Here is a 25,120-nt window from a genome sequence, read left to right on the forward strand (position 1 = left end):
TGTGGAGGCGCAGCGACATGGAGCGTCTGACGCGTTTTCTCGCCACCCTTACCCGATGGGGCCTGAGCCTGTGCGCGCTGGCTGTGGTGCTGACGGCGCTGTACGTCAGTCTGGGCCGCGAACTGGTGCCGACGGTTGCCGAATACCGCGCCGACGTTGAGCTCAAGGCACAGCAGGCGCTGGGCATGCCGGTGAGCATCGGCAAACTGGACGGTACCTGGAGTGGCTTCGCGCCGATCTTCACCGCCCGCGACGTCATGGTCGGGCAGGGTGCCGGTACTGTGCGGCTCGATCACGTCCGCGCCGTCCCGGATCTGTGGGCGAGCCTGAAAGCACGCCAGGTCCGCATTGCGCGCCTTGAACTCGACGGCCTGCAACTGGGCTTGAAAGAGGACAAGGATGGCCACTGGGCGCTACAAGGGCTGCCGGTGATGGACGACAAACCGTTCGATCCCGAGCAGACCTTGACCCAGATGCAGATGATCGCGCAGTTGTCGTTGTTCGACAGCCAGATCACCCTTCAGCCCTACGAGCAACCGCCGCTGACCTTGACCTACGTCAGCCTGACGCTCAAGACCGGGCGGTTTCACCAGCGCCTCGATGCGCGCCTGACGCTTCCCGATGGCCAGCCAGTGGCCTTGAACCTGCGCAGCAAAATGCGCGCAGAGGCCTGGCGGGATGCGGAAGCCGACGCCTACCTCAGTCTGCCTCAGAGCGACTGGGCCAAGTGGCTGCCCAAGAGCCTGACCCGAGACTGGAACATCCGTCAGTTCAAGGCCGGAGGCGAATTCTGGCTGACCTGGGGCAAGGGCGCGCTGCAAACGGCGGTCGCACGGGTCAATGCGCCGCAGTTCAAGGGCGCGTATGCCGACCGACAGGCGGCAAAACTGGATAATGTCGCGCTCAATGCCTGGTTCCAGCGGGGCGACGGTGGCTTCACCCTGTCACTCGATTCGCTGGCCATGGACATTGCCAGCCAGCGCTGGGAAAGCCGCCTGCAGCTCCAGCAAATGGCCGCAACGCCTGACAGCGAAGAACGTTGGCACATACAGGCCGACCGGCTGGATCTGACCCCGGTCACTCCGCTGCTCGATTCGCTCGCGCCGTTGCCGGATAAGCTGAAGGTCGTGCTCGATCACTTGAATATCACCGGCGGTCTGCGCAACGTGCTGGTGGATTACCATCCACAGGCGCAGGGCGCCAAGCGCCTGAGTTTTGCCGCGAACCTGGACAAGGTCGGTTTCGACGCTTATCACGGCGCTCCAGCGGCGGGCAACGTCAGTGGGGCGATCAGCGGGGATCTAGGGGGCGGCGAGCTGCGCTTGAACACCGATGATTTCATGCTGCACCTTGACCCGATTTTCAAGAATGAATGGCACTATCGCCACGCCGATGCCCGACTGACCTGGGCGCTGGACGACCAAGGCTTCACGCTGGTCGCGCCCTACATCAAGGTGGTGGGCGATGAAGGCAAGATCGCCAGTGATTTTCTGATCCGTCTGCATTTCGACCACAGCCAGGAAGACTACATGGACCTGCGGGTCGGCCTGGTGGACGCGGATGGCCGATACACCTCCAAATACTTGCCTGCCGTGCTCAGCCCGGCGCTGGATAACTGGCTGCGCACTGCGATTCTCAGCGGCAATGTCGACCAGAGTTTTTTCCAGTACCAGGGATCGCTCAATCACGATGCGCCGGACGTGGCACGGGTCATCAGCCTGTTCTTCAAAGTCCGCAATGCCAATCTGGCATTCCAGCCGGGCTGGCCGCCATTGACGGGGGTAGACGGCAATGTGTTCGTGGAGAACAGCGGGGTGCGTATCCGCGCCACCAAAGGTCAATTGCTGGGCACGCAGGTGAGCAATGTCGCAGTGGATGTGCCCCATGTGCCCAGTGGCCAGCCCAGTCATCTTTTGGTTGACGGCGATTTCAAGGGCAGTCTGCAAGACGGCATGAAGATCCTTCAGGAGGCCCCGATCGGCACTGGGCAGACTTTCGCTGGCTGGCAGGCCGAGGGTCCGCTTCAGGGGCACCTCAACCTGGACATTCCGTTGGTCAAGGGCCAGGAGCCCAAGGTGGTCGTGGACTTCAACACCGACGCCGCTCGCCTTCGGCTGGCGGACCCGGTACTCGAGCTGACCCAGCTCAAGGGCAATTTCCGCTTCGACTACAACAAAGGTCTCAGTGGCAAGAACATCAAGGGCGTGGCGTTCGACAAACCGCTCACTGCCGATATTTTCGCCGAGGGCAAAGCCGGCGCGCCCACCACCCGGATCGCCGTGAACAGCCAGATCAACACCAAGCGCCTGACCGATTGGCTGGGCGTCACTCAGCCGCTGCCGGTGTCAGGGGACCTGCCGTATCAACTGCAACTGACGCTCAACAGCAATGACAGCCAATTGCTGATCAATTCGAACCTAAAAGGGGTAACGGTCGATCTGCCGACACCGTTCGGCAAAGCTGCCGATGAGGCTCGCGAGACCGATCTGCGCATGAATCTGCAGGGGCCTGAACGTCGTATCGTCGTCGGGTACGGCAACCTCGCGAATCTGGCGTTCGCCGCACCTGCCGGCAAGTTCGCTGACGGGCGTGGCGAATTGTTCCTGGGTGAGGGTGGGGCGGTCGTACCGAGTGACAAAGGCTTGCGCGTACGGGGTTCGCTGTCCGAACTCGACGTTGCGCCTTGGCAAGCGATGCTCCAGCGCTACACCGGCAACGATCCTGGAGGCAGCGCGCGGCAGTTGCTCAATGGCGTCGACCTGCAGATCGGTCAATTGACCGCGATGGGTACGACACTGAATCAGGCTCGGGTACAGCTCAACCGCAACGACGCAGGTTGGGTACTGGCGCTGGACAGCGAAAAAATCAAAGGCTCGGCAACGCTGCCGGACAACACGGCCACCCCTGCGGACATCAACTTGCTGTATGTGCGCTTGCCTGCTCCGGACCCGAACGTGGCCACGGTCGAGAACGCGCCGGACCCGCTGGCGGACGTCGATCCGCACAACATTCCAGCGATGAACATCAAGATCACCCAATTGTTTCAGGGCGACCAACTGGTCGGGGCCTGGTCGCTCAAAGCCCGTCCAACCGCCAATGGCCTCCAGTTGAACGATATGAACCTGGGCCTCAAGGGCATCGACCTGGTCGGCAGCGGAGGCTGGGAAGGTACGCCGGGCGCTACCAGCAGTTGGTTCAAGGGCCAGGTGGCGGGCAAGAATCTGGCGGACGTGCTGAAAGCCTGGGGGTTTGCGCCCACCGTGACCAGTCAGGAATTCGAGATGAATGTCGATGGCCGCTGGCCCGGCTCGCCCGCGTGGGTCGGCCTCAAGCGCTATTCCGGCAGTCTGGACGCGACCTTGAAAAATGGCCAGTTCGTGGAAGTGGAAGGCGGCGCCCAGGCATTGAGGGTTTTCGGCTTGCTGAACTTCAACTCCATTGGCCGACGGCTGCGACTGGATTTCTCCGACCTGCTGAGCAAGGGGTTGAGCTATGACAAGGTCAAGGGATTGCTGGTCGCCAGCGAAGGCGTCTACGTGACCCGCGACCCGATTACGCTGATTGGCCCATCAAGCAATCTGGAACTCGATGGCACGCTCGATATGGTGCAGGACCGCGTGGATGCCAAGCTGCTGGTGACCCTGCCGGTGACCAACAACCTGCCCATCGCGGCGCTGATCGTCGGCGCGCCTGCGATCGGCGGGGCGCTGTTTCTTGTGGACAAGTTGCTCGGGGACCGCGTGTCGCGGTTTGCCAGTGTGCAGTACAAGGTCCAGGGCCCTTGGAAAGAACCGAAGATCACCTTCGATAAGCCTTTCGAGAAACCGCAGTGACAGTCGGTTGTCTGTCGAAGGCACGGGCGATTGTGTCGTGTTGCAATCCGATGTGATGTTGCGGCGCATTCAACCCTATGCGCAGGCCTGTCGCCCCGTCGGCCCGCAGCGCGACGCGATGTGTTGGAGTACAGTGCAACTTCACCCACCCGAGGAACCTCCATGTCCTTCGCTGTGATTCAAATGGTCAGTCAGAGCGACATCCAAGCCAATCTGGACCGAGCCCGTGCTCTGCTGGAGCAGGCTGCGGCGTCGGGCGCGAAGCTCGCGGTACTTCCGGAGAATTTCACCGCGATGGGGCGTCGGGACGTCGCTGCCATCGGCCGAGCCGAGGCCATGGGCGAAGGACCTATTCTGCCGTGGTTGAAACAGGCGGCCCGCGACCTCAAGTTATGGATTGTCGCGGGTACCGTGCCACTGCCGCCGCTCGGCCAACCGGACGGCAAGGTCACTGCGTGTTCGTTGTTGATCGACGATCAGGGCAACACCGTGGCGCGTTACGACAAGCTGCATTTATTCGATGTGGACGTGGCCGATGCGCGAGGGCGCTATCGCGAGTCCGATGACTATGCTCATGGCAATCACGTGGTGGTGGCTGAGACACCCGTGGGGAAATTGGGTCTGACCGTGTGTTATGACCTGCGTTTTCCCGAGTTATATACCGCCCTGCGCGAAGCCGGGGCTGAGGTGATCACCGCACCGTCCGCCTTCACCGCAGTGACCGGCGCGGCGCACTGGGAAGTCCTGTTGCGGGCGCGAGCCATCGAAACCCAGTGTTACGTGCTGGCGGCGGCGCAAGGGGGGACTCATCCGGGGCCGAGGGACACATTTGGGCACGCGGCGATCATCGATCCATGGGGCCGTGTGTTGGCTGAGCAGGCGCAGGGTGAAGCCGTGCTGCTGGCCGAGCGAGACAGTCAAGAGCAAGCGTCCATACGGGCGCGAATGCCGGTATCTCGACACCGGCGATTTTTTTCGCAGGACGCCTTGCGGCCTGCCAACACCCCGGAGTGAATATGAGCGACTTGTCCTCTGTCAGCGAACACCTTCTGGCGCCAGGCGGCCTGAGCATCGACAGCCTGCAATCGGTGCTCGGAGAGCTTGCCGGCCCCGGCATCGACGCGGCTGACCTGTATTTCCAGGGCCAGATTTCCGAGTCCTGGGCACTGGAAGACGGTATCGTCAAGGAAGGCAGTTTCAACCTCGACCAAGGGGTCGGCGTGCGTGCGCAGTCCGGGGAGAAGACCGGGTTCGCCTACAGCAACGCCATCACCCCGCAAGCGCTGAGCCAAGCGGCTCGCGCTGCCCGCTCGATCTCCCGCGCCGGCCAGAACGGTCGCGTCCAGGCGTTCACCGCTCAAGACGTCACCCAGCTGTACGCGCCGGACAACCCGCTGGAAGTCATGAGCCGTGCCGAGAAAGTCGAGCTGCTCAAGCGTGTCGACGCTGCCACTCGTGCCCTGGATCCGCGTATTCAGCAGGTCACAGTGAGCATGGCCGGGGTCTGGGAGCGTATTCTGGTGGCGTCGACTGACGGCGGCCTGGCGGCGGACACTCGGCCTCTAGTGCGCTTCAATGTCAGCGTGATCGTCGAGCAGAATGGCCGTCGCGAGCGAGGCGGTCATGGCGGTGGCGGGCGTACCGATTATCGCTACTTCCTCCAGGAAGATCGTGCCATGGGTTATGCCCGTGAGGCGCTGCGTCAGGCGCTGGTCAATCTGGAGGCCGTTCCCGCGCCTGCCGGTACGCTTCCAGTGGTGCTGGGCTCGGGTTGGTCCGGCGTGCTCTTGCACGAAGCCGTGGGTCATGGCCTGGAAGGCGATTTCAACCGCAAGGGCAGTTCTGCCTATAGCGGTCGCATGGGTGAACGGGTTGCATCGGCACTCTGCACCATTGTCGACGATGGCACGCTGGCGGGCCGTCGTGGCTCGTTGAGCGTCGATGACGAGGGCACGCCGACCGAATGCACCACCCTGATCGAGAACGGTGTGCTGAAAGGCTACATGCAGGACAAGCTCAATGCGCGCTTGATGGGCGTTGCGCGCACCGGCAACGGTCGTCGCGAATCCTACGCCCACCTGCCGATGCCGCGCATGACGAACACCTACATGCTGGGCGGCCAGAGTGACCCGGCGGAAATCATTGCCTCGGTCAAGAAGGGCATCTACTGCGCCAACCTCGGTGGCGGGCAGGTGGACATCACCAGCGGAAAGTTCGTGTTTTCCACGAGTGAGGCCTACCTCATCGAAGACGGCAAGATCACCGCACCGGTCAAAGGCGCGACATTGATTGGCAACGGCCCTGAGTGCATGAGCCGGGTCTCGATGGTCGGCAACGATCTGTCGCTGGACAGCGGCGTCGGTACCTGCGGCAAGGATGGGCAGTCGGTGCCTGTTGGTGTGGGGCAGCCGACGCTGAAGATCGATGCGATTACCGTCGGTGGTACGGGCGGGTAACGCGCTGTAGGCGCGCGCTTGCCCGCGACTGCGGTGTGTCAATCACTACATCTGTCACTGACAGATTGCAATCGCGGGCAAGCGCGCTCCTACAGGGGACGCAGCAGGGCTTAACGCAGGCCGCGCTTGGTTTCATCCAGGTCGCGGATGTATTTGAAGATTTTACGGGCCGCGGAGGGCGTCTTGTTCTGCCTGGCTTCATGCTGGGCCTGACGGATCAGTGAACGCAGTTGCTGGCGATCGGCATCCGGGTACTCGTTGACGAACTGTTCCAGAACGTCGTCGGTGCCACCGATCAAACGGTCCCGCCAGCGTTCCAGATTGTGGAAGCGTTCGTTGTACTGGCGCGTCGATGCGTCGAGCTGATCCAGCAGCACGAGGATTTCGTCCAGGTCCTGATCGCGCATCAGCCTGCCGATGAACGAGATGTGGCGTTTGCGCGCGATATGCGCGGTGTGCTTCGGCGCATCGGCCAGTGCTCGACGCAATTCGTCGGTCAACGGCAGCTTGGCCAGCACATCGGGTTTGAATGTCGTCAAGCGTTCGCCCAGCTCGACCAGCGCGTGGAGCTCTCGCTTGACCTGGGATTTGCTTTTTTCTCCGTCGAAGGAGTCGTCGTAAGAATCAACCATGGGGGCCGTCCGCAAATAAACGCCGCCATGATAACCAGTCGGGGCCTGCTTGTCCGGCCCGGCTGCCGAAATCGGAATTTGATGGAGTACGTCATGAGTGCATCAGAAAGCGTCGGCCCACAGGCCTTGCCAGCGCTGCAACAGCAGGTCGAGCAGATCGTCGCTGAAGCCAGGCGTCAGGGCGCGACGGCTTGTGAGGTCGCTGTCTCGGTGGATCAGGGCCTGTCCACATCGGTGCGTCAGCGCGAGGTCGAGACGGTTGAGTTCAATCGTGACCAGGGCTTCGGCATCACCCTGTACGTGGGGCAGCGCAAGGGCTCGGCAAGCACGTCGGCCAGCGGCCCCGACGCGATTCGGGAAACGGTCGCCGCAGCGCTGGCTATCGCCGAGCACACCTCGGAGGACGAGAGCTCGGGCCTGGCCGATCCCGCGTTGATGGCCAAGGATCAACCTGACTTCGACCTGTTCCATCCTTGGAACATCACGCCGGAAGAGGCCATCGAGCGCGCCTTGATGTGTGAGGCCGCCGCTTTCGATGCCGACAGCCGGATCAAGAATGCCGACGGCACTACGCTCAACGTGCATCAGGGTTGCCGTGTGTACGGAAACAGTCATGGCTTCATAGGCGGCTATGCGTCGACGCGGCACAGCCTCAGCTGCGTGATGATCGCCGAGAAAGACGGCCAGATGCAGCGTGATTACTGGTATGACGTCAACCGCCAGGGCGAGCTGCTCATGGACGCGCGTCTGATCGGCCAGAAAGCCGCGGAACGTGCCGCCAGCCGTCTTGGCGCGCGTCCGGTGCCCACCTGTGAGGTGCCCGTGCTGTTTTCCGCCGAACTGGCAGGCGGGCTGTTCGGCAGCTTCCTGGGGGCGATTTCCGGTGGCAATCTGTACCGCAAATCCTCCTTCTTGGAAGGCGCCATCGGGCAGCGCCTGTTCCCTGAGTGGATGACCATCGACGAGCGTCCGCATCTGTTGCGAGCCATGGGCAGTGCGGCGTTCGACGGTGATGGCCTGGCGACCTACGCCAAGCCGTTCGTCGAGAATGGCGATCTTGTGTCCTATGTATTGAGTACCTACTCGGGTCGCAAACTCGGCCTGCCCAGCACGGCCAACGCAGGTGGCGTGCACAACCTGTTCGTGTCCCACGGCTCGGAAGACCAGGCGGCGTTGATTCGCCGCATGGGGCGAGGCTTGTTGGTCACCGAACTGATGGGCAGCGGCCTGAACATGGTCACCGGTGATTATTCACGCGGCGCAGCGGGTTTCTGGGTCGAAAACGGCGAGATTCAGTTCCCGGTCCAAGAGGTGACGATCGCAGGCAACATGCGCGATATGTTCAGGCAGATCGTCGCCGTCGGCAGCGACCTTGAGCTGCGCAGTAACATCCGCACCGGCTCGGTGCTGATCGAACGGATGACCGTCGCAGGGAGCTGATCGCGCGTCCCGCGGCGTTGCCTCAAAAGGCCCGCACCGATTTCGGTGCGGGCCTTTTTCGTTTTGTGCGCAGCAAGCGCGTGCTTTCCCGGCAGTGAGGGCCCTCTGCAATCGCACCGAGGCGTCCTTGCAAACGAGATTAAATCTCATCACATCTTGTAATGAGATAAATACTCAATTAATAATAAAAATCATTTGCTGATTGAGCGTGCGCCATGACCGCTGTTCTGCACGAGTCGCCGTACCTTGAAAACTGGCGTGCGTTAAGCCTGCGGATTCGCTGCGGGCTGGACCCGGACGAGCCCCGGCTCATCGAACACTATCTGGCGGAGGGCCGGTATCTGGCGCGCTTCACCGCCACGCCGCCGATGCTGATTGCGCAAAGCACCTTCAGCCTGTTGATCGACACGGCGCGTGATACCGCGTTGCCTTGGCACTGGCGGTGTTTGTGCCTGGATCAGACCTGGCGCCCGCTCCGTGATTTGCAGGCACTTGCGCATTCAGACAGACAACGCCAACACGTCCACGCGCTTGGCCGCCAGTTGGCGACCTGTGTGCTGCAGCCTTCGATTTCTTTCGCTGAACTGATTCAAGGATCCTCCGATGAGTAATACCCGTATCGAACGCGACAGCATGGGCCAGTTGGAGGTCCCTGCCGAGGCCCTGTACGGCGCCCAGACCCAGCGTGCGGTCAACAACTTCCCGATCAGCTCACTGCGCATGCCTCGCCAGTTCGTGCGCGCCTTGCTGCTGGCCAAGGCCGCCGCCGCGCAAGCCAACCTCGAACTGAAGCAGCTCAGTGAAGGCCAGAGCAGGGCGATCGTCACCGCCTGCCAGGAGCTGCTGGCGGGTGATTACATGGCGCACTTCCCCGTGGACGTGTTCCAGACCGGGTCCGGCACCAGCACCAACATGAACGCCAACGAAGTCATTGCCACGCTCGCGACGCGACACTTGGGCGAAACGGTGAACGCCAACGACCACGTCAATTGCGGTCAAAGCAGCAACGACATCATTCCGACCACCATCCACGTCAGCGCAGCGTTGACCCTTCACGAGCAACTGCTGCCTGCATTGGCGCATCTGATTCAGGTCATCGAGAAGAAGGCCGAGCAGGTTCATCCTTTCGTGAAGACTGGCCGTACGCACCTCATGGATGCCATGCCGGTGCGGTTGAGCCAGGTGCTCAACGGCTGGGCGCAGCAGATCAAGGCCAATGTCGAGCACATCGAAAACCTGCTCCCAAGCTTGCAGGCGCTGGCTCAGGGTGGGACGGCGGTGGGCACCGGCATCAATGCCCACCCACACTTCGCATCGCGCTTCGCCGCCCGCCTGAGCCAGTTGAGCCAGGTCGGCTTCGTGCCAGGCAAGGACCTGTTTGCGCTGATCGGTTCGCAGGACACGGCAGTCGCCGTTTCCGGGCAATTGAAAGCCACCGCCGTATCACTGATGAAAATCGCCAACGACCTGCGCTGGATGAACTCAGGCCCCCTGGCGGGCCTGGGCGAGATCGAGCTGGAAGGCCTGCAGCCAGGTTCTTCGATCATGCCGGGCAAGGTCAACCCGGTGATTCCCGAGGCCACCGCGATGGTCGCAGCGCAAGTCATCGGCAACGACGCGGCCATTACCGTCGCCGGTCAGTCCGGTAACTTCGAGCTGAACGTGATGTTGCCGATCATTGCCCACAACTTGCTGGAAAGCATTGAGTTGCTGGCCAGCTCCAGTCGTCTGCTGGCGGACAAAGCCATCGCCACGTTCACGGTCAACGAAGCCAGGCTCAAGGAGGCCTTATCACGCAATCCGATCCTGGTTACCGCGTTGAACCCCATCATTGGCTATTTGAAGGCCGCCGAAATCGCCAAGACCGCCTACAAAGAAGGGCGCCCGATCATCGATGTGGCGCTGGATCACACCGATCTGGACCGCTCCCAGCTTGAGACCCTGTTGAACCCGGAAAAACTCACGGCCGGCGGCATCTGATCGCCTGCCTGTCATCACGTCGCTCGTCCAGGAGACGCGCCATGGAGCATTGGAAAAGCACCATTCTCAAAGGCAACAGCTGCTTCAACCGTGGCGATCTGGTGGACGCCCGCGAACTCTATCTGCAAGCCCTCGCCTTGGCGCAGGTGCTGCTGGAGCGCTGGAAAAACCCGGATGAAGCAGTGGCGGCCTTCGTGATTTCCCACCACAACCTGGCGGACCTGCACCTGAGCCTGAAACAGCCGGAAGAAAGCGCCGAGTACCTGTGCGCGGCGCATCAGCGGCTGTTGCGAGTGATTCAAGACCCACGCATTGCGCCGGGGCTGCGTCAGGCGGCCTTTCGCCACAGCCATAAAACCTACAGCGAACTGCTGACCTTCATCACCGATCACGGTGAATACCCACGGACCCGCCGTCTGCTCAATAGCAGCGGCGAGCACGCACGCACCGTGCTCGAGCGCAACGCCGCTGCCGCCGGAACCCTGTCATTTGGAGTGCACTGATATGCCCTACACCTTGCCTGCCTTGCCCTACGCCTACGACGCCCTGGAACCGCACATCGATGCGCAGACCATGGAAATCCACTACACCAAACATCACCAGACCTACATCAACAACCTCAACGCCGCGGTCGAGGGAACGGAGTACGCGAACTGGCCGATCGAAAAGCTGGTGGCCAGCGTCGCCCAACTGCCGGAAAAGCTGCGTCCGGCGGTGATCAATCAAGGCGGTGGTCACGCGAACCATTCGCTGTTCTGGGACGTCATGAGCCCGAACGGCGGTGGCCTGCCAAACGGCACGCTGGCCAAGGCCATCGAGAGCGATTTGGGCGGCATCGACGCGTTCAAGGAGGCGTTTACCAAAGCGGCGCTGACCCGCTTCGGCAGTGGCTGGGCCTGGTTGAGTGTCACGCCTGAAAAAACACTGGTGGTCGTAAGCAGTGGCAACCAGGACAGCCCGCTGATGAATGGCCATACGCCTATCCTCGGTCTGGACGTCTGGGAGCACGCCTACTACCTGCGCTATCAGAACCGCCGTCCTGAATACATCGCGGCGTTTTACAACGTAGTGAATTGGGACGAAGTGGCCCGGCGCTACTCGGCTGCCATTTCCTGATGTTCTGACGAGACAGACGACTTATGCCTTCCGATTTACTCACCCTAAGCAGCGCACGCCTGCTCCGGCTGGCCGTCGGTTCGATCCTGCTCTTGGCGGGGATCGGGCTGCTGATCAATCAAGGGCTCACCTGGTTGAGCCTTGAGCCCCGACTGCTGAGGGCGTTGGAAGGTGGCGCGCTGTGCGCGCTGGGAACTGCATTGGGGGCCGTGCCGGTGCTAGTGATTCGTGGCATGCCGGTGGCGGTGTCCGACGCTTTGCTGGGGTTTGGCGCCGGAATCATGCTCGCCGCCACCGCCTTTTCTCTGATCGTGCCAGGCCTTGGCGCGGCGCGGGACCTTGGGTTCTCGGCCTGGGGTGCGGGGGCGTTGGTCAGTGCGGGGATTCTGGTCGGGGCGGTGGGACTGTTTGTCGTCGACACCCTCGTGTCATCCGGGCCGCAGTTGTCGGAGCCTGCTACCACACCGAGCATCCCGTCGAATATCTGGCTGTTCGTCATCGCGATCATCGCCCACAACATCCCCGAAGGCATGGCAGTGGGCGTGTCTGCGGGGGGAGCCCTTGCTCATGCCGACAGTCTGGCGATGGGCATTGCGCTGCAGGATGTACCCGAAGGGCTGGTCATTGCGCTCGTGCTCGCGGCGGCGGGCATGTCGCGTCTGAGTGCATTTCTCATCGGCGCGGCATCGGGGTTGGTCGAGCCGGTGTTCGCGGTGCTCTGCGCCTGGTTGGTGGAAATCGCTGCGGTGCTGTTGCCCGCAGGCCTGGCATTGGCAGCCGGTGCGATGCTGTTGGTGGTCACCCACGAAATCATCCCCGAATCCCGCCGAAACGGGCACGACAAGGTCGCCAGCTTCGGGTTGTTGATCGGGTTCTGTCTGATGATGGTGATGGACACGGCGTTGGCGTAGGCACGCCACAACCTCTGTAGGAGCGCGCTTGCCCGCGATGAACGATAACGCGGTATTGCAGACGCAGCGCGTATTGTTCATCGCGGGCAAGCGCGCTCCTACAGGGGTGTGTCTGGATCGGGAAAAACCCTTATAATCGCGCGCCTATTTTCCCTCAGATGCGAGATCCGCCGTGAGCTTACCGCCGTGCCCCCAATGCAATTCCGAATACACCTACGAAGACGGCACTCAGCTCGTATGCCCGGAATGCGCCCATGAGTGGTCCGCCGATGGCGCGACAGAGGCGGACGATGACGTGAAAATCATCAAGGATGCGGTGGGCAATACGCTGCAGGATGGCGACACCGTCACTGTGATCAAGGACCTCAAAGTCAAAGGTTCATCGCTGGTGGTCAAGGTCGGGACCAAGGTCAAGAACATCCGCTTGGTGGATGGCGATCACGACATCGACTGCAAGATCGACGGTATCGGCGCAATGAAGCTCAAGTCCGAGTTCGTCAAGAAAGGTTGAACACGATCATTGCCCGCGCTCTGCGTGGGCATGCCGCCTAGCAGACTCTGCGTCGTCTTCCCCCCGCCTGGCCATTCAACACGGCAAGTTCATCCCGAAGGTGTTCTCGCCGTCCTCGCTGCGGACGAACACCGTCCCGCCGTGCATCAACGCAATCGCCTTCACAATCGCCAGCCCCAGCCCATGGTTACCGCCGCTGTTGGTGCGCGACGCATCGACCCGGTAAAAACGTTCGAACAGTTTTGGCAGGTGCTCGGCAGCGATGGGCGCGCCGGGGTTGGTCACCCCGATGCTGACGTGATTGCCCGTATCCTGAATGTCCACCTGGATGACCTGCCCGGGCGAGGTGTGCTGCACCGCGTTGTGCAGCAGATTGATCATGGCCCGTCGCAGGTGGGCTTTTTCGATGGGCGCCCGCGCATCACCGTTGACCTGAACGTGCACCTGGGCGTCCTCCAAGATGAAATCCAGATAGTCCAGTGTGGTCGCCACTTCTTCGGCCAGCGACGCTTCAGTGAGCTCGGTGGCCTTGCTGCCCTGATCGGCGCTGGCGAGAAACAGCATGTCGTTGATGATCGAACGCAACCGCTCAAGCTCCTCCAGGTTCGATTGCAGCACTTCGAAGTAGTGTTCTGCGGATCGACCGCGTGTCAATGCGACCTGGGTCTGCCCGATGAGGTTGGTCAATGGCGAGCGCAGCTCATGGGCGACGTCCGCGTTGAACGACTCCAGCCGCGAGTAAGCCTGCTCCACGCGCTCCAGCGTCGAGTTGAATGAGGTGACGAACTGGTCCAGCTCAGGCGGCAAGGAGGAGAGTTGCAGGCGCCCTGACAGGCGAGGCGGTGTGAGTTTGCGCGCTTCAAGGGACAAGTCCAGCAAAGGCTTCAGACCGATGCGTGCCACCCAGTAGCCCAGTGCGGAGGCCAGCACGATGCCGATCGCCGCGAGGCTGATCAGGGCAACCAGCAGCGAATGCTGAGTCTGCCAGAAGGTCTCGGTGTCGATGGCGGTGAGGAAGCGCAGGGGAGGGCGTTGGTCTTTGGCCGGAAATTCGCTGACCAGCACTTTGAACGGGTAGGCGTGTTCGGTGAGGTTCAGGTCACGCATGCCTAGCGGGCCGCGCGCGAAGGCACGCACCTGCGCGTCAGGATGGCCGAACTCGAAGCCCGGGTCATCGCTGACCACCCAGAACCGCAGGCGTTTGTCTTCTTCACTGAGCAAGCGGAGCTTGGCGGTGAGCTTGATCCAATGCTCAGGCGTGCCGTACCGCTGCACTTGCGACTCCAGTACGCTGTAACGCGCATCGACTTCCGCTTCCGGCAACAGGCCAAGGCTTCTGTCCACTTGCAGGTACAAGGCCCAGCCGATCAACAGGAACACCAGCAGGGCCACCAGCGCGAACATGCCGCTCAGGCGCCAGGCGATGGAGTTACTCGCCACGACGGCTCTCCAGGACGTAACCCATGCCACGGATGGTGTGCAGCAGTTTCTGTTCGAACGGACCATCGAGTTTGGCCCGCAGCCGTTTGATCGCCACTTCGACGACATTCGCATCGCTGTCGAAATTGATGTCCCAGACCATCTCGGCAATCGAGGTTTTCGAGAGGATTTCCCCGTGGCGGCGAGCCAGCACGCTCAGCAGCGAGAATTCCTTGGCGGTCAGGTCCAGCCGGCTGCCGGCTCGGGTAGCCTTGCGGCTGATCAGGTCGATCCACAAATCCGCGATGCTGATCTGCACCGGTTCATGGCCGCCGCTGCGGCGAGTCAGCGCTTGCAGGCGAGCCACCAATTCCAGAAACGAGAACGGCTTGCCGAGGTAATCGTCAGCGCCCTCGCGCAGACCGCGAATACGGTCATCGACGTTTTCCCGGGCGGTGAGCATGATCACCGGCGTCTGTTTGCGCGCGCGCAGCGCCCGTAGAACGCCGTAACCGTCCAGCCCCGGAAGCATGACGTCGAGAATGACCACCGCGTAGTCGCTCTCCAGCGACATGTGCAAGCCTTCGATGCCATCCCGGGCAACGTCCGTGGTGTAGCCCTGCTCGGTCAGGCCCCGGTGCAGATAGTCAGCGGTTTTCTCTTCGTCTTCGATAATCAGGACACGCATGGGTGCATTCTCAAGTCGTTGGTGCTCACGATTCTGCTGCTGACCTTCGAGCCACGGGCACGCTTGTCGTTTTCTGGGGCGCCGAGGGCGGGGTCGATGTCGGCATCGGCTGCCGACGGTGGAAGAGCCGTTCCAGTTGCAGGTAAATGACAGGGGTGGTGAACAGCGTCAGCGCCTGGCTGACCAACAGTCCGCCCACGACGGCGATTCCCAGTGGCTGACGCAATTCGGCCCCCACGCCATACCCGAGCATCAGCGGCAAGGCGCCGAGCAGGGCGGCCAGCGTGGTCATGATGATAGGGCGGAAACGCGTTATGCACGCCTCGTAAATCGCCACCTCGGGTGACAACCCCCGATGCCGCTGCCCCTCCAGCGCGAAATCGACCAGCAGAATGCCGTTCTTCTTGACGATGCCAATCAGCAGCACGATGCCGATCAGGCCCATGATCGAGAAATCCTGGCCCATCAGCCATAGCAACAGCAGCGCGCCGATGCCCGCCGAAGGTAGCGTCGAGATGATCGTCAGGGGATGCACGAAGCTCTCATAAAGCACCCCCAGGATGATGTACACCGCAACCAGCGCCGCCAGAATCAGCCAAGGCTGGTTGGCCAGGGAGCTTTGGAACGCCTGGGCGGCGCCCTGAAAATTGCCGATGATCGACGCAGGCATGCCGATGTCGTTCTTGGCCTGATCCAGCAACTGCACCGCCTCCCCCAGCGCGACGCCTGCGGACAGGTTAAAGGACAGGTTGGCGGCCGGAAACATCCCGTCGTGGCTGATCGACAGTGGCCCCATCTTTGGCGCGCCGACCTTGGCCAGCGCGGACAGCGGGACCATTTCGTTGGTCAGCGGTGAGCGCAGGTAGAAATAATTCAGGCTTTCGGCCCTGCCGCGTTGGGAGGGGTCCAGTTCGAGTATCACTTTGTATTGGTTGATGTCGGTCTGGTATTCGTTGATCTGCCGTTGGCCAAAAGCGTCGTACAGGGCCTGATCCACGTCGGCGGTGGTGAGGCCAAAGCGCGCGGCGGCATTTCGGTCAATGTCCAGATGGGTCACGCTGCCGCCCAGTTGCAAATCGTTGGACAGGTCGCGAAAGGCCGGAATCGACCTGAGTTTTTCAGTGAGCTTCTGCGTCCATTCATTGAGCAGGGCGCCGTTGTTGCTCTTGAGCACGTATTGATACTGCGCGCGGCTGGGGCCTGAGCTGAGGTTGATGTCCTGCCCTGCCCGCAGGTACAGCACGATGCCCGGGATTTTCGCCAGCTTGGGGCGAATCCGGTCGATAAACTGGCTCGCGGAGACATCGCGCTCGCCACGGTCTTTCAACGCAATCCACACCCGGCCGTTGGCGATGGTCTGGTTGCTGCCGCTGACACCCACGGAGTGTGAAAACGCCTTGACGGCAGGGTCTTCGCCGATGATTTTCGCCAGTTGTTTGTGCTTGGCCACCATGTCCGGGTAGGAGATGTCAGCCGCCGCTTCACTGGTCCCCAACACCATGCCGGTGTCCTGTACAGGGAAGAAGCCTTTGGGAATCAGCACGTAGCCCACCACCGCCAGCACCAGCGTCAGGCCGAAGATGCCCATCATCAATCGTTGATGGGCCAAGGCATAGCGCACCCCCTTGGCGTAGCGCGCCAGCAGCTTCTCGCCAAAGCCGGGATTGGCATGGGCATCATGATGAGGGGCGCGCATGAACAGCGCGGCCAGGGTCGGTGCAAGCGTCAGCGAAACCATCACGGAGATCAGAATGGTCGAGGTCGCCGTCAGCGCAAACTCTTTGAAGAGCCGCCCGACCACACCTCCCATGAAGAGCAGTGGAATGAACGCCGCAATGAGCGAGAAGCTGATCGACACCACGGTGAAACCGATTTCGCCCGCGCCTTTGATGGCCGCATCGCGCTTGTTCTCGCCGGCCTCCAGGTGACGGTGGATGTTCTCGACGACCACAATGGCGTCGTCCACGACGAAGCCCACGGCGACCACGATGGCCACCAGTGTCAGGTTATTGAGGCTGAATCCGAGCACATACATCAGCGCGAAGCTGGCCACCAGCGACACGCCCAGTACGGCCGTGACGATCAGCGTCGCAGAGACCTGCCGCAGGAACAGGGCCATGACCGCGATCACCAGCGCAATGGCGATCAACAGGGTCATTTCCACTTCATGCAGCGAGGCGCGAATGGTCTTGGTCCGGTCGCTGAGCACCGTCACGTCCACGGAGGCGGGAAGCATTTCCTGTAGCCGTGGCAGCTCTCCTAGTACACGGTCCACGGTTTCGACGATGTTGGCGCCGGGCTGGCGGAAAATGACGATGTTCACGCCTTGTTGCTGCCCTGACCAAGCATTGACGTAGGCGTTTTCAGAGCCGTCGACGACCCTCGCTACATCTCGCAAGTGAATCGGCGCGCCATCCTTGTAGGCGACGATCAACTGATCGTAATCCTTTGCCTGGAACAGTTGATCGTTGGAGGCCAGGGTCGAGACGCTGTCCTTGCCGTATAACGCCCCTTTGGCCAGGTTCAGGCTGGTTTGCTGCAGCGCGCCACGCAGGTCAGCGAGGGTCAACCCGAGGGAGGCAAGCTTGTCCGGTGCGGCCTGAACGCGAATGGCCGGACGTCGCTGACCGGTGATCGCGACCTGACCGACGCCGTTGATCTGGCTCAACTGGCGGGCCAGCAAGGATTCGGTCACATCGCTCAATTCCGTGCTGGGCATCAGGTTGGAGCTGACGCTGAGGATCAACACCGGGCTGTCGGCCGGATTGACCTTGCGCCAAGTGGGCGCGGTGGGCAGATCCGCCGGCAGACGACCGGACGCGGTGTTGATCGCTGCCTGGACTTCCTGCGCAGCAGTGTCGATGCTTTTGTTCAGAACGAACTGCAGCGTCAGGTTGGTGGAGCCCAACGCACTGCTGGATGTCATTTGGGTCATGCCGGGAATGGCGCTGAACTGCACCTCCAACGGCGTGGCGACCGAGGAGGCCATGGTTTCCGGGCTGGCCCCGGGCAGCGTGGCTGAGACCTGGATAGTGGGGAATTCCGCTTCAGGCAGTGGCGCCACCGGCAGACGTGGAAACGCAATGCAGCCCAGAAGGACCAACGCAAAGGTCAGCAAAACAGTCGCGACAGGATGATTCACGCACCAGGCAGAAACCGAAGCATGGCCTTTCATTTCGCCGCTCCGCCCGCATCGGCTAGCGTGGCCAACGGTTCGGCCTTGACCACCTCAATGTGGGCGCCATCCTTGAGTCGCGATTGACCATCGCTGACCAGGACGTCGTTGACGTTGACGCCGCTGATCAACACCAGATCGCTGTTCTGGTACAGCACCTTGACCGGCACCACCTCGACTTTATCGCCCGTGACCCTGAACACGTAATGTTGATCGATACCCCGTTGCACCACTTGGGGCGGAACCTTGAGGGCAGCGCGATCGATGGCCGTTTGAATGCGTACGCTGACCAACTGACCAGGCCACAGTTTTTCGGTCGTGTTGTCGAAAAGCGCCTTGGCGCGAATGGTGCCGGTGGTCGCAGCCACCTGATTGTCGATCAGGCTCAATGTGCCGCCGCCCAGCAGCGTGCCCGTGGTCCCGTCACCCATGTAGGCGTTGACCTTCGCCGGAGCAGGCGCTGCCAGCAGTTCATGCAGAGTGGGAAGCATGTCCTGCGGCAGGGAAAATTCGACGGCAATGGGGTCGATCTGGGTCACCGAAAACAGGCCGTTGGCGTCCGTAACCCGAAGAAAATTGCCTTCATCGACATTGCGAATGCCGACACGGCCTGTCACTGGCGAGCGAATCTGGGTATAGGACAATTGCACTTGCGCAGCGTTGATCGACGCCTGATTGCCTTGCACCGTCGCTTTGAGCTGGTTGACCAACGCCTGTTGTTGATCGAACTGCTGCTTGGGAATGCTGTTGTCCTGCGTCAGCAACTTGTAGCGCTTGAGGTCGATTTCCGCCACGTTCAACTGGGCCTGGCTCTGGCTCAACTGAGCGTTGGCCTGTCCGAGGGCGGCACGGATCGAGCGATCATCGATGGTGGCAAGCAGATCCCCGGCTTTGACCCGTTGACCTTCCTTGACCATCAGCCGGGTCAGAATGCCGTCCACCTGCGTACGAACGACCACATTTTGCAAGGACAGCACCGAACCAATCCCCGTGGCGTAACGCGGCACGTCTTCGCGCACGACATTGACGACTTGCACCGGGACCGCCGTGGGTGCGGTGATTCGCTTCGGCGCGGGGCGAGTGAAGGTCCATAGGCCCACCGCCAACCCGCCAACGAGGACGGCCACGGCCATCACAGTTTTTTTCTTTTTGTGCATACAGGGATAACGCCAGCGAAAAGATGGGGTGCGGATAATCGAGCCTTCCCTTTATACCCCTAGCACCCGGTCAGCAAAATGACTGCTGCCTGTCAATATTGTCAGGTGGAGATGGGCGGAGGATGGAGTGGCATAAAGAAAAGCGGCAAGGGAGCGATAGCCTGAACGAGAGCGCGAAAATTCCTACCTCGAATGTGCGCGTTTTCTGATCGGTCGTCCTCCCCGGCTCGACATCACTGATTAATGCGAGCCTTCACTTCGGAGTGTGGCGATGAACAGTCAAAAAGCCCTGTCGATGTTTTTCTCGCTGGCGGTTGCCGGTGCTTTTGCTCAGGCGGTATCAGCAGCACCGCCCTCGCAATATGCCCTGGCATTCCACGGTGGGCTCGTGAATGCAGGATGCGATGCGAGGTTACAAACGGCCGACAGCAGACAGGAGCAATCGAAGTCGATGCACGTCAACCTGCGCCTGAGCCTCGCGCTGGCTGCCCATGACGATGCCTGCGAAGGTCACTGGGTGCCGGTCTCCGCCGCTTATATGGAACAGGCCTCTTCCCGCACCGGACAGCGCAACGCAGTCGTGACGCTCACTTACCACTGACCTTTTACCGCACACCTATCAATCAACATAAGCCGCCTCGGACCTCTGGTCCGGGCGGCTTTTCTGTGCGTTCGCCTGGTGATCGGCATTCATCCTTGCAACGCGTCGCAGAAGACCGCGCAGCACTTTCTTCGTTGGATCTTGATAAGGGCGCAATTTACACGGGCTGCAGCGATGCTCTGATAAATCCTACGGAAATATCCTTCGTTTTTCACTGTCGTTTCTGCCCGTTCGAGGTAGACAGCCTGACATCCTGACGCTAACGCCGTCCTTATAGTTCTCGTCGTCCTTAAGGGCACACACGAACTGACACAAGGAATGTCGTTAACATGAAAAATATTTCTCTTTCTCTGGCTGTCATGGCTGCAATGGGGCTGGGTATGGCAGGGACTGCCACCGCGGCAAACAACGGCAAGCTGATCATGACCGGCACGCTGACCAACATCACCTGTGACGTGAGCGCGGGCGTCGGCGCAAGCCAGGGCTCGAATGCGGGTGAAATCAACGTCGACATGGGGAACGTGTCGTTCGCTGACATCGGCACCTACGCCCAGGCCAAGCTGGATACTGCTTCGCCCATTCAGTTGCTGGTCAACTGCTCCGGCGGAGCCTCGGCGTACAACTCTGTCGACATGCGTTTCATTGCCCGTCAAGGCAGCGGCCTGGACAACAACGACCAGAAACTGCTGCGTACCACCGGCGCGGCTGACGGTGTGGGCATCGGCCTGCTCAATGCTTCGAACCGCCTGATGGACCTGAGCGGCACCGAAACCATCGAAACCGACCTGGTCAAGAACGGCGACACGGCAACCGCTGAAATCAATCTTGGCGCGGTGTATGTGCTCAATGGCACAACCACCAACCCTGGCAACGCAGATGGGTTCTTGCCTTTCGTGATGGATTACAAGTGATGTCCCCGGCGAGATGAGCCCCGGCTCTTCTCGCCACCTACCTGTGCGGAATCCTTTCCATGTTTTCTACGATAATGCGTAAGTTGGGCCGCTGGTTGTGCTCCGGTCTGGCCATGACGCTGGCTGTCCAGGTTCAGGCGGGCATCGTACTGAACGCCACGCGTGTGATTTATGACGGCGCCCAAAAAGAGGTTAGCCTGCAAGTGCATAACACCGGTGCTTCGGAGGTGCTGGCGCAGTCATGGATCGATACCGGCGGCGAAGACACCGCATCGTCAGCGCCTCCGTTCGCCGTCACACCTGCCCTCGCTCGCTTGCCGGGCGATGCTCGGCAACTGATCAGAATCATGTATTCGGGCCAAGGGCTGCCGACCGATCGCGAGTCGGTGCTCTGGCTCAGCGTTCAGGAAATCCCCCAGGCGGGCCGTGAGAACGAGTTGCAGATTGCCATCCGCCAACGCATCAAATTGTTCTATCGGCCACAGGGTTTGACGGGCGATCCGCTGGACGCTGCACAGGCGCTTGAATGGCGAATTCGCGACGGCCAGTTGGAAGTGGTCAACCCCACTCGCTACCACGTATCGATGATCAAGCTTGAAGGGCGACGCAGCACAAAGGTCGTGCTGGAGGAGGACAGCAGGATGCTGGCCCCCGGTGAGCGTCGCCAGATGCCTTTGCAAAAGCCCGGAGGTGGGCCGCTTGAACTGGCCTTCATCAGCATCAACGACTTCGGCGCGCAGGAGCGGTATCACGCCACGGTAGCGTCAGACCGTCCCGCACAGGCTATCAAGACCGATCCTTCAACCTGACAAGGCTCAGGGCTTTTTCGTTGACCCACTTTTTCAAGCCGGACCTGTGTCCGGCTTCGCTTCGCACGCCTGCAAGAAGGGACTCGGCAGTGCATCGAACTCAGAACACGAGTGAACACAGCTAATGGAACGGCGACACAAGCGCAGCAAGGAAAGCCAGATAAAAGTCACCCGTGGCGTTGATCCACGCGGGACCAAGCGGCAGTCAAGGACATCTGGAATTCAGCCATGGTCATTCTGGATCGCAGTGAGCACGGCATGCATGACGTTGCCGGAGGCGATGGCGATGACAGACGGGACCGGCGTCAGTGCACCGCCAGTGAAGTTCAACACTGCCTTCATTCAGGGCACCGATCAACCGGCAGACCTCGACACGTTCCTGCAAGCCAACAGCGTGCTTCCCGGTACGTATCGGGTGGATATTTTCGTCAATCGCGTGCTCAGTGGCCGACGCGACATCACGTTTGTCGCCAACCCTCGTAACGGGACCATCGAGGCCTGTCTGACGCTGGACATGCTGGGGCAATTCGGCATGAACGTCGCCGATATCAAGGGCGTGCCTGGGTCGTCCGACCGATGTTTCGATCTGGTGGCAAACGTTGAGTTCGCTCGCGTGGAGTACGAGCCCAACCGCTTGCGGCTCAATATCAGCATTCCCCAAACCATGATGCAGCGCAGTGTTCGGGGATACATCGCGCCGGAGTTGTGGGACGAGGGCGTGTCGGCAGGTTTCGTGAGTTACGCGTTCAGCGCAGCACGGCGTGAGCGGCAGCATCGGACACAGGATCAGTATTACCTGGGGCTGCGCAATGGGCTGAATCTCGGCGCCTGGCGACTACGCAATGAGTCGTCCGTCGTCTACGGCGACAATCAACCCTATCGGTTTCGGAGTAACCGGACCTTTCTCCAACGAGACATCACCTCCCTCAAGAGCCAACTGACGCTTGGGGAAACCTTCACCGATTCGCAAGTCTTCGACAGCGTTCGTTTCGTCGGGGCCATGCTCTCGACCGACGACAGCATGCTACCGGACAACGAACGGATCTATGCCCCGGTCATTCGCGGCATCGCAGAAACCAACGCCACCGTCGAGGTACGACAAAACGGCTTCATGCTGTTCAGTGGCAACGTTTCACCGGGGCCCTTCGAGATCTCGGACATCTACCCCAGTGGCTCGAATGGCGACCTGGAAGTCACTGTGGTCGAAGCCGACGGCCGCAGACGCGTGTTTACACAGGCCTATGCTTCCTTGCCGATCATGGTTCCCAAACATGCGCTGCGTTACAGCCTCGCCGCAGGCCAATACGACGGCTATGAGCAGGGTGAAGATTCGCCCGCCCTGGCCAGCATGACCCTGATTTACGGGTTGACCGACCGGGTGACGGTGGCCGGTGGCGCGCAACTCACGCAGGGCTATCAGGCGGCTAACGTCGGTGCCGGCATCAACACCGGCGTGGGGGCTGTCTCGCTGGACTTGACCCAATCAAGCAGCCAACAGCAGGGGCAGACAGACAATGGCCAGAGCCTGCGACTGCGCTATGCCAACACGCTGGCGGCGACGCATACCACGCTGGCGGTTGCCGGCTACCGCTACTCCACCGACACCTACCGAACCCTCGACGAGCACCTCGAAGAACAGCAGCGGCTGACGTTTTCAGGTGCCGGACGCGCGAAAGACCGCTTGGAAATCAATCTGACCCAGGCGCTGCCCGAGCAGTTTGCGTCGTTAAGCATTACCGGTTCCGAGCAGCGTTACTGGGGTGACGCCGGCAAGACCCGACAACTTTACCTGTCGTGGAACGCGGCCTGGCGCCGCCTCAGCTACAGCCTGTCGCTGGAACGCAACCAGACGTTCGAGCGCGATGGTCAGCGTCAGAGCGACAACCGGATCGCACTGACCTTGAGCCTTCCTCTGGGCGACGACGCGGGCAGCTCACGGGCTTTCTTCAACGCGGTTCGCGACCGGCGCGGCGATTACGATCTGCAGGCAGGCCTGAATGGACAAGTGCTCGGTGATCGCAACACGTTCTACTCGCTTCAGGCCGGGCGGGCCAGCGGTTCGAGTACGTCGATGTTCGGCAGGTTGAACACCGCGACGTCATACGGCCGGTTCGACGCCGGTTACGGTCAAGGGAGCGATTTCCGTGCGTTGAGTTTGGGCGCGTCGGGCTCGGTCGTTGTACACGGCGGCGGAGTGAATGTGGGTCAGCCCTTGGGCGAAACCTTCGCCCTGGTGCACGTGGAGAACGTCGACGGCGCTCGTTTGAGCAATCACAGCAATGTTGAAACCTCGGCCAACGGCTATGCCGTGGTTCCCTACGCTCAGCCCTACCGCGCCAACTGGATCAGCCTCGACACCCGCCAGCTTGGGGCTGACATCGAGTTGGAGAACGCCGTATTTCAGGTGGTTCCGCGTCGGGGAGCCATACCGGTGGCCAGTTTCAAAACCCAGATCGGGCGAAGGGTGCAGTTCGAATTGCTGCGCCCGGATGGCAGCCGTCTGCCGTTGGGAACATCGGTCGAGGATGAATCGGGTAACGTGCTGGCAGCCGTAGACCCGACGAGTCGCGCCTTGGTGTTGAGCGAGAAGGATGCGGGTGAGCTGGTGCTCAAAGGCGATGATTTCGCGTGCCGTGCTCGCTACCAGTTGCCTGAGCGCGATCCGCAGCGCGCTTACGATCGGCTGAAGGTCATTTGCCAATGAAACCACTCAAATCACTTGTCGTGATCGGTCTGGTCGTTGCGCTGCTCAGCCAACACGCCCGAGCAGTTGTTTCTTTGAGCGGAACGCGACTGGTATTCGATGGTCGCTTTCATGAGGCAACGCTCGACATCAGCAATCCCGGCGCTGCCGAGGTGCTCGTTCAAGCCTGGCTGGAAAACCCACAGGCCGCCACCGAGGAACGGGGGGGCGCAGTGGCGGATCTGCCGTTTGCGGTCACGCCACCCCTCACACGACTGGCAGCGCAGGGCAAGCAAACGTTGCGCATTCTGTACGAGGGGGTGGGGCTTGCGCGGGATCGCGAAACCCTCTTGCACCTGTACGTTCTGGAAGTGCCGCGGCGCAGTGCCGCCAAGCGACAGTTGAACCTGGCTGTGCGGCAGCGGATCAACCTCTTCTACCGTCCCCAGGGGCTTGCCGGCGATCCGGCGCTGGCCACGCAAGCGCTTATCTGGCAGCGAATGCCGGATGATCCGTCGCTGCTGCGCATTTCCAACCCGACCCCCTTTTATGTCGCGTTGAACAAGATCGACATCGACGGCGCTCGGATGCACGACGACGTCATGCTCGATCCTTTTTCCAGTCACGCCCTGCGCGTCCCGCCCGCGTTCGCCCAGCGGGCGCTTCCCACGCTGACCTTCAAAGCGCTGACCGATTACGGCGGTCAGCGTGATTTCTGCGCGCAACCCCAGGACAGCGCGCCTTTCCACGCCCGGCCGCAGAGCGCGGGCCCTCGTTCTTCCATAGGGACATGCTGAT

At 61.3% G+C, this 25,120-nt stretch carries 20 protein-coding genes; 15 read left to right on the top strand and 5 right to left on the bottom strand.

What is annotated here, in order from left to right; all coding sequences use genetic code 11:
- Positions 1 to 17: 17 nt before the first annotated feature.
- From N5D61_RS18840 to tldD, 3 genes are all read left to right on the top strand, one after another.
- The gene (locus tag N5D61_RS18840; RefSeq protein WP_279893821.1) at positions 18 to 3,833 is read left to right on the top strand and encodes a YhdP family protein; all 3,816 of its coding nucleotides are present in this window, start codon (positions 18 to 20) and stop codon (positions 3,831 to 3,833) included.
- Between the two features lie 162 nt (positions 3,834 to 3,995).
- Complete coding sequence (locus N5D61_RS18845) at positions 3,996 to 4,847, top strand: carbon-nitrogen hydrolase family protein (protein WP_108235945.1); 852 nt, start codon at positions 3,996 to 3,998, stop codon at positions 4,845 to 4,847.
- 2 nt (positions 4,848 to 4,849) lie between these two features.
- Positions 4,850 to 6,289, top strand: coding sequence for a metalloprotease TldD (tldD, locus tag N5D61_RS18850; RefSeq protein ID WP_108235944.1), 1,440 nt, complete (start codon positions 4,850 to 4,852; stop codon positions 6,287 to 6,289).
- A 110-nt stretch (positions 6,290 to 6,399) separates the two neighbouring features.
- Here the strand turns inward: tldD and yjgA are convergent, their stop codons facing one another.
- Positions 6,400 to 6,921, bottom strand: a complete 522-nt coding sequence (gene yjgA, locus N5D61_RS18855; protein ID WP_108235943.1) for a ribosome biogenesis factor YjgA — start codon at positions 6,919 to 6,921, stop codon at positions 6,400 to 6,402.
- Between the two features lie 93 nt (positions 6,922 to 7,014).
- On the opposite strand from yjgA, the gene pmbA reads away from it, so the two are divergent.
- From pmbA to N5D61_RS18890, 7 genes are all read left to right on the top strand, one after another.
- On the top strand, positions 7,015 to 8,361 hold the full coding sequence (gene pmbA, locus N5D61_RS18860; RefSeq protein WP_279893822.1) for a metalloprotease PmbA: 1,347 nt from the start codon (positions 7,015 to 7,017) through the stop codon (positions 8,359 to 8,361).
- Between the two features lie 215 nt (positions 8,362 to 8,576).
- Positions 8,577 to 8,972 (top strand): FagA protein, encoded by a 396-nt coding sequence (locus N5D61_RS18865; RefSeq protein WP_279893823.1) that lies wholly within the window; start codon positions 8,577 to 8,579, stop codon positions 8,970 to 8,972.
- Complete coding sequence (locus tag N5D61_RS18870) at positions 8,965 to 10,341, top strand: class II fumarate hydratase (protein WP_279893824.1); 1,377 nt, start codon at positions 8,965 to 8,967, stop codon at positions 10,339 to 10,341. Before N5D61_RS18865 ends, N5D61_RS18870 begins: the two co-directional genes overlap by 8 nt.
- 41 nt (positions 10,342 to 10,382) lie before the next feature.
- Positions 10,383 to 10,844: a hypothetical protein gene (locus tag N5D61_RS18875; RefSeq protein ID WP_279893825.1), complete on the top strand. Its 462-nt coding sequence runs from the start codon at positions 10,383 to 10,385 to the stop codon at positions 10,842 to 10,844.
- Between the two features lies 1 nt (position 10,845).
- Positions 10,846 to 11,457 carry a superoxide dismutase gene (locus N5D61_RS18880; RefSeq protein WP_279893826.1) on the top strand — a complete coding sequence of 204 codons (612 nt, stop codon included), beginning with the start codon at positions 10,846 to 10,848 and terminating at the stop codon, positions 11,455 to 11,457.
- 23 nt (positions 11,458 to 11,480) lie between these two features.
- The gene (locus N5D61_RS18885) at positions 11,481 to 12,368 is read left to right on the top strand and encodes a ZIP family metal transporter (protein WP_279893827.1); all 888 of its coding nucleotides are present in this window, start codon (positions 11,481 to 11,483) and stop codon (positions 12,366 to 12,368) included.
- 172 nt (positions 12,369 to 12,540) lie between these two features.
- A complete protein-coding gene (locus N5D61_RS18890; RefSeq protein WP_108235936.1) occupies positions 12,541 to 12,879 on the top strand; it encodes a zinc ribbon domain-containing protein YjdM in 339 nt (112 codons plus the stop codon).
- A gap of 75 nt (positions 12,880 to 12,954) precedes the next feature.
- Here N5D61_RS18890 and N5D61_RS18895 read toward each other — a convergent pair whose 3' ends face one another.
- From N5D61_RS18895 to N5D61_RS18910, 4 genes are read right to left on the bottom strand one after another with little or no spacing between them, the layout of a single operon-like run.
- Complete coding sequence (locus tag N5D61_RS18895) at positions 12,955 to 14,319, bottom strand: heavy metal sensor histidine kinase (RefSeq protein ID WP_279893828.1); 1,365 nt, start codon at positions 14,317 to 14,319, stop codon at positions 12,955 to 12,957.
- The gene (locus N5D61_RS18900; protein ID WP_108235934.1) at positions 14,309 to 14,986 is read right to left on the bottom strand and encodes a heavy metal response regulator transcription factor; all 678 of its coding nucleotides are present in this window, start codon (positions 14,984 to 14,986) and stop codon (positions 14,309 to 14,311) included. Before N5D61_RS18900 ends, N5D61_RS18895 begins: the two co-directional genes overlap by 11 nt.
- A 25-nt stretch (positions 14,987 to 15,011) precedes the next feature.
- Positions 15,012 to 18,161 (bottom strand): multidrug efflux RND transporter permease subunit, encoded by a 3,150-nt coding sequence (locus N5D61_RS18905; protein ID WP_279893829.1) that lies wholly within the window; start codon positions 18,159 to 18,161, stop codon positions 15,012 to 15,014.
- Entirely contained in the window at positions 18,158 to 19,318 is a 1,161-nt protein-coding gene (locus tag N5D61_RS18910) for an efflux RND transporter periplasmic adaptor subunit (RefSeq protein ID WP_279893830.1), read from the bottom strand. The genes N5D61_RS18905 and N5D61_RS18910 overlap by 4 nt, the downstream gene beginning before the upstream one ends.
- A gap of 271 nt (positions 19,319 to 19,589) precedes the next feature.
- Here N5D61_RS18910 and N5D61_RS18915 point away from each other — a divergent pair, with 271 nt between their 5' ends.
- From N5D61_RS18915 to N5D61_RS18935, 5 genes are all read left to right on the top strand, one after another.
- Positions 19,590 to 19,919: a hypothetical protein gene (locus N5D61_RS18915; protein WP_279893831.1), complete on the top strand. Its 330-nt coding sequence runs from the start codon at positions 19,590 to 19,592 to the stop codon at positions 19,917 to 19,919.
- Between the two features lie 329 nt (positions 19,920 to 20,248).
- Positions 20,249 to 20,830 carry a fimbrial protein gene (locus N5D61_RS18920; protein ID WP_177410981.1) on the top strand — a complete coding sequence of 194 codons (582 nt, stop codon included), beginning with the start codon at positions 20,249 to 20,251 and terminating at the stop codon, positions 20,828 to 20,830.
- 59 nt (positions 20,831 to 20,889) lie between these two features.
- Positions 20,890 to 21,639, top strand: coding sequence for a molecular chaperone (locus N5D61_RS18925; protein ID WP_256600347.1), 750 nt, complete (start codon positions 20,890 to 20,892; stop codon positions 21,637 to 21,639).
- Positions 21,640 to 21,925: 286 nt separating this feature from the next.
- A complete protein-coding gene (locus N5D61_RS18930) occupies positions 21,926 to 24,343 on the top strand; it encodes a fimbrial biogenesis outer membrane usher protein (RefSeq protein ID WP_279893832.1) in 2,418 nt (805 codons plus the stop codon).
- On the top strand, positions 24,340 to 25,119 hold the full coding sequence (locus tag N5D61_RS18935) for a molecular chaperone (protein WP_279893833.1): 780 nt from the start codon (positions 24,340 to 24,342) through the stop codon (positions 25,117 to 25,119). The genes N5D61_RS18930 and N5D61_RS18935 overlap by 4 nt, the downstream gene beginning before the upstream one ends.
- Position 25,120: the final 1 nt, after the last annotated feature.

The sequence above is a fragment of the Pseudomonas sp. GD03842 genome (assembly GCF_029841165.1).
In the GTDB taxonomy this organism is placed as follows: domain Bacteria; phylum Pseudomonadota; class Gammaproteobacteria; order Pseudomonadales; family Pseudomonadaceae; genus Aquipseudomonas.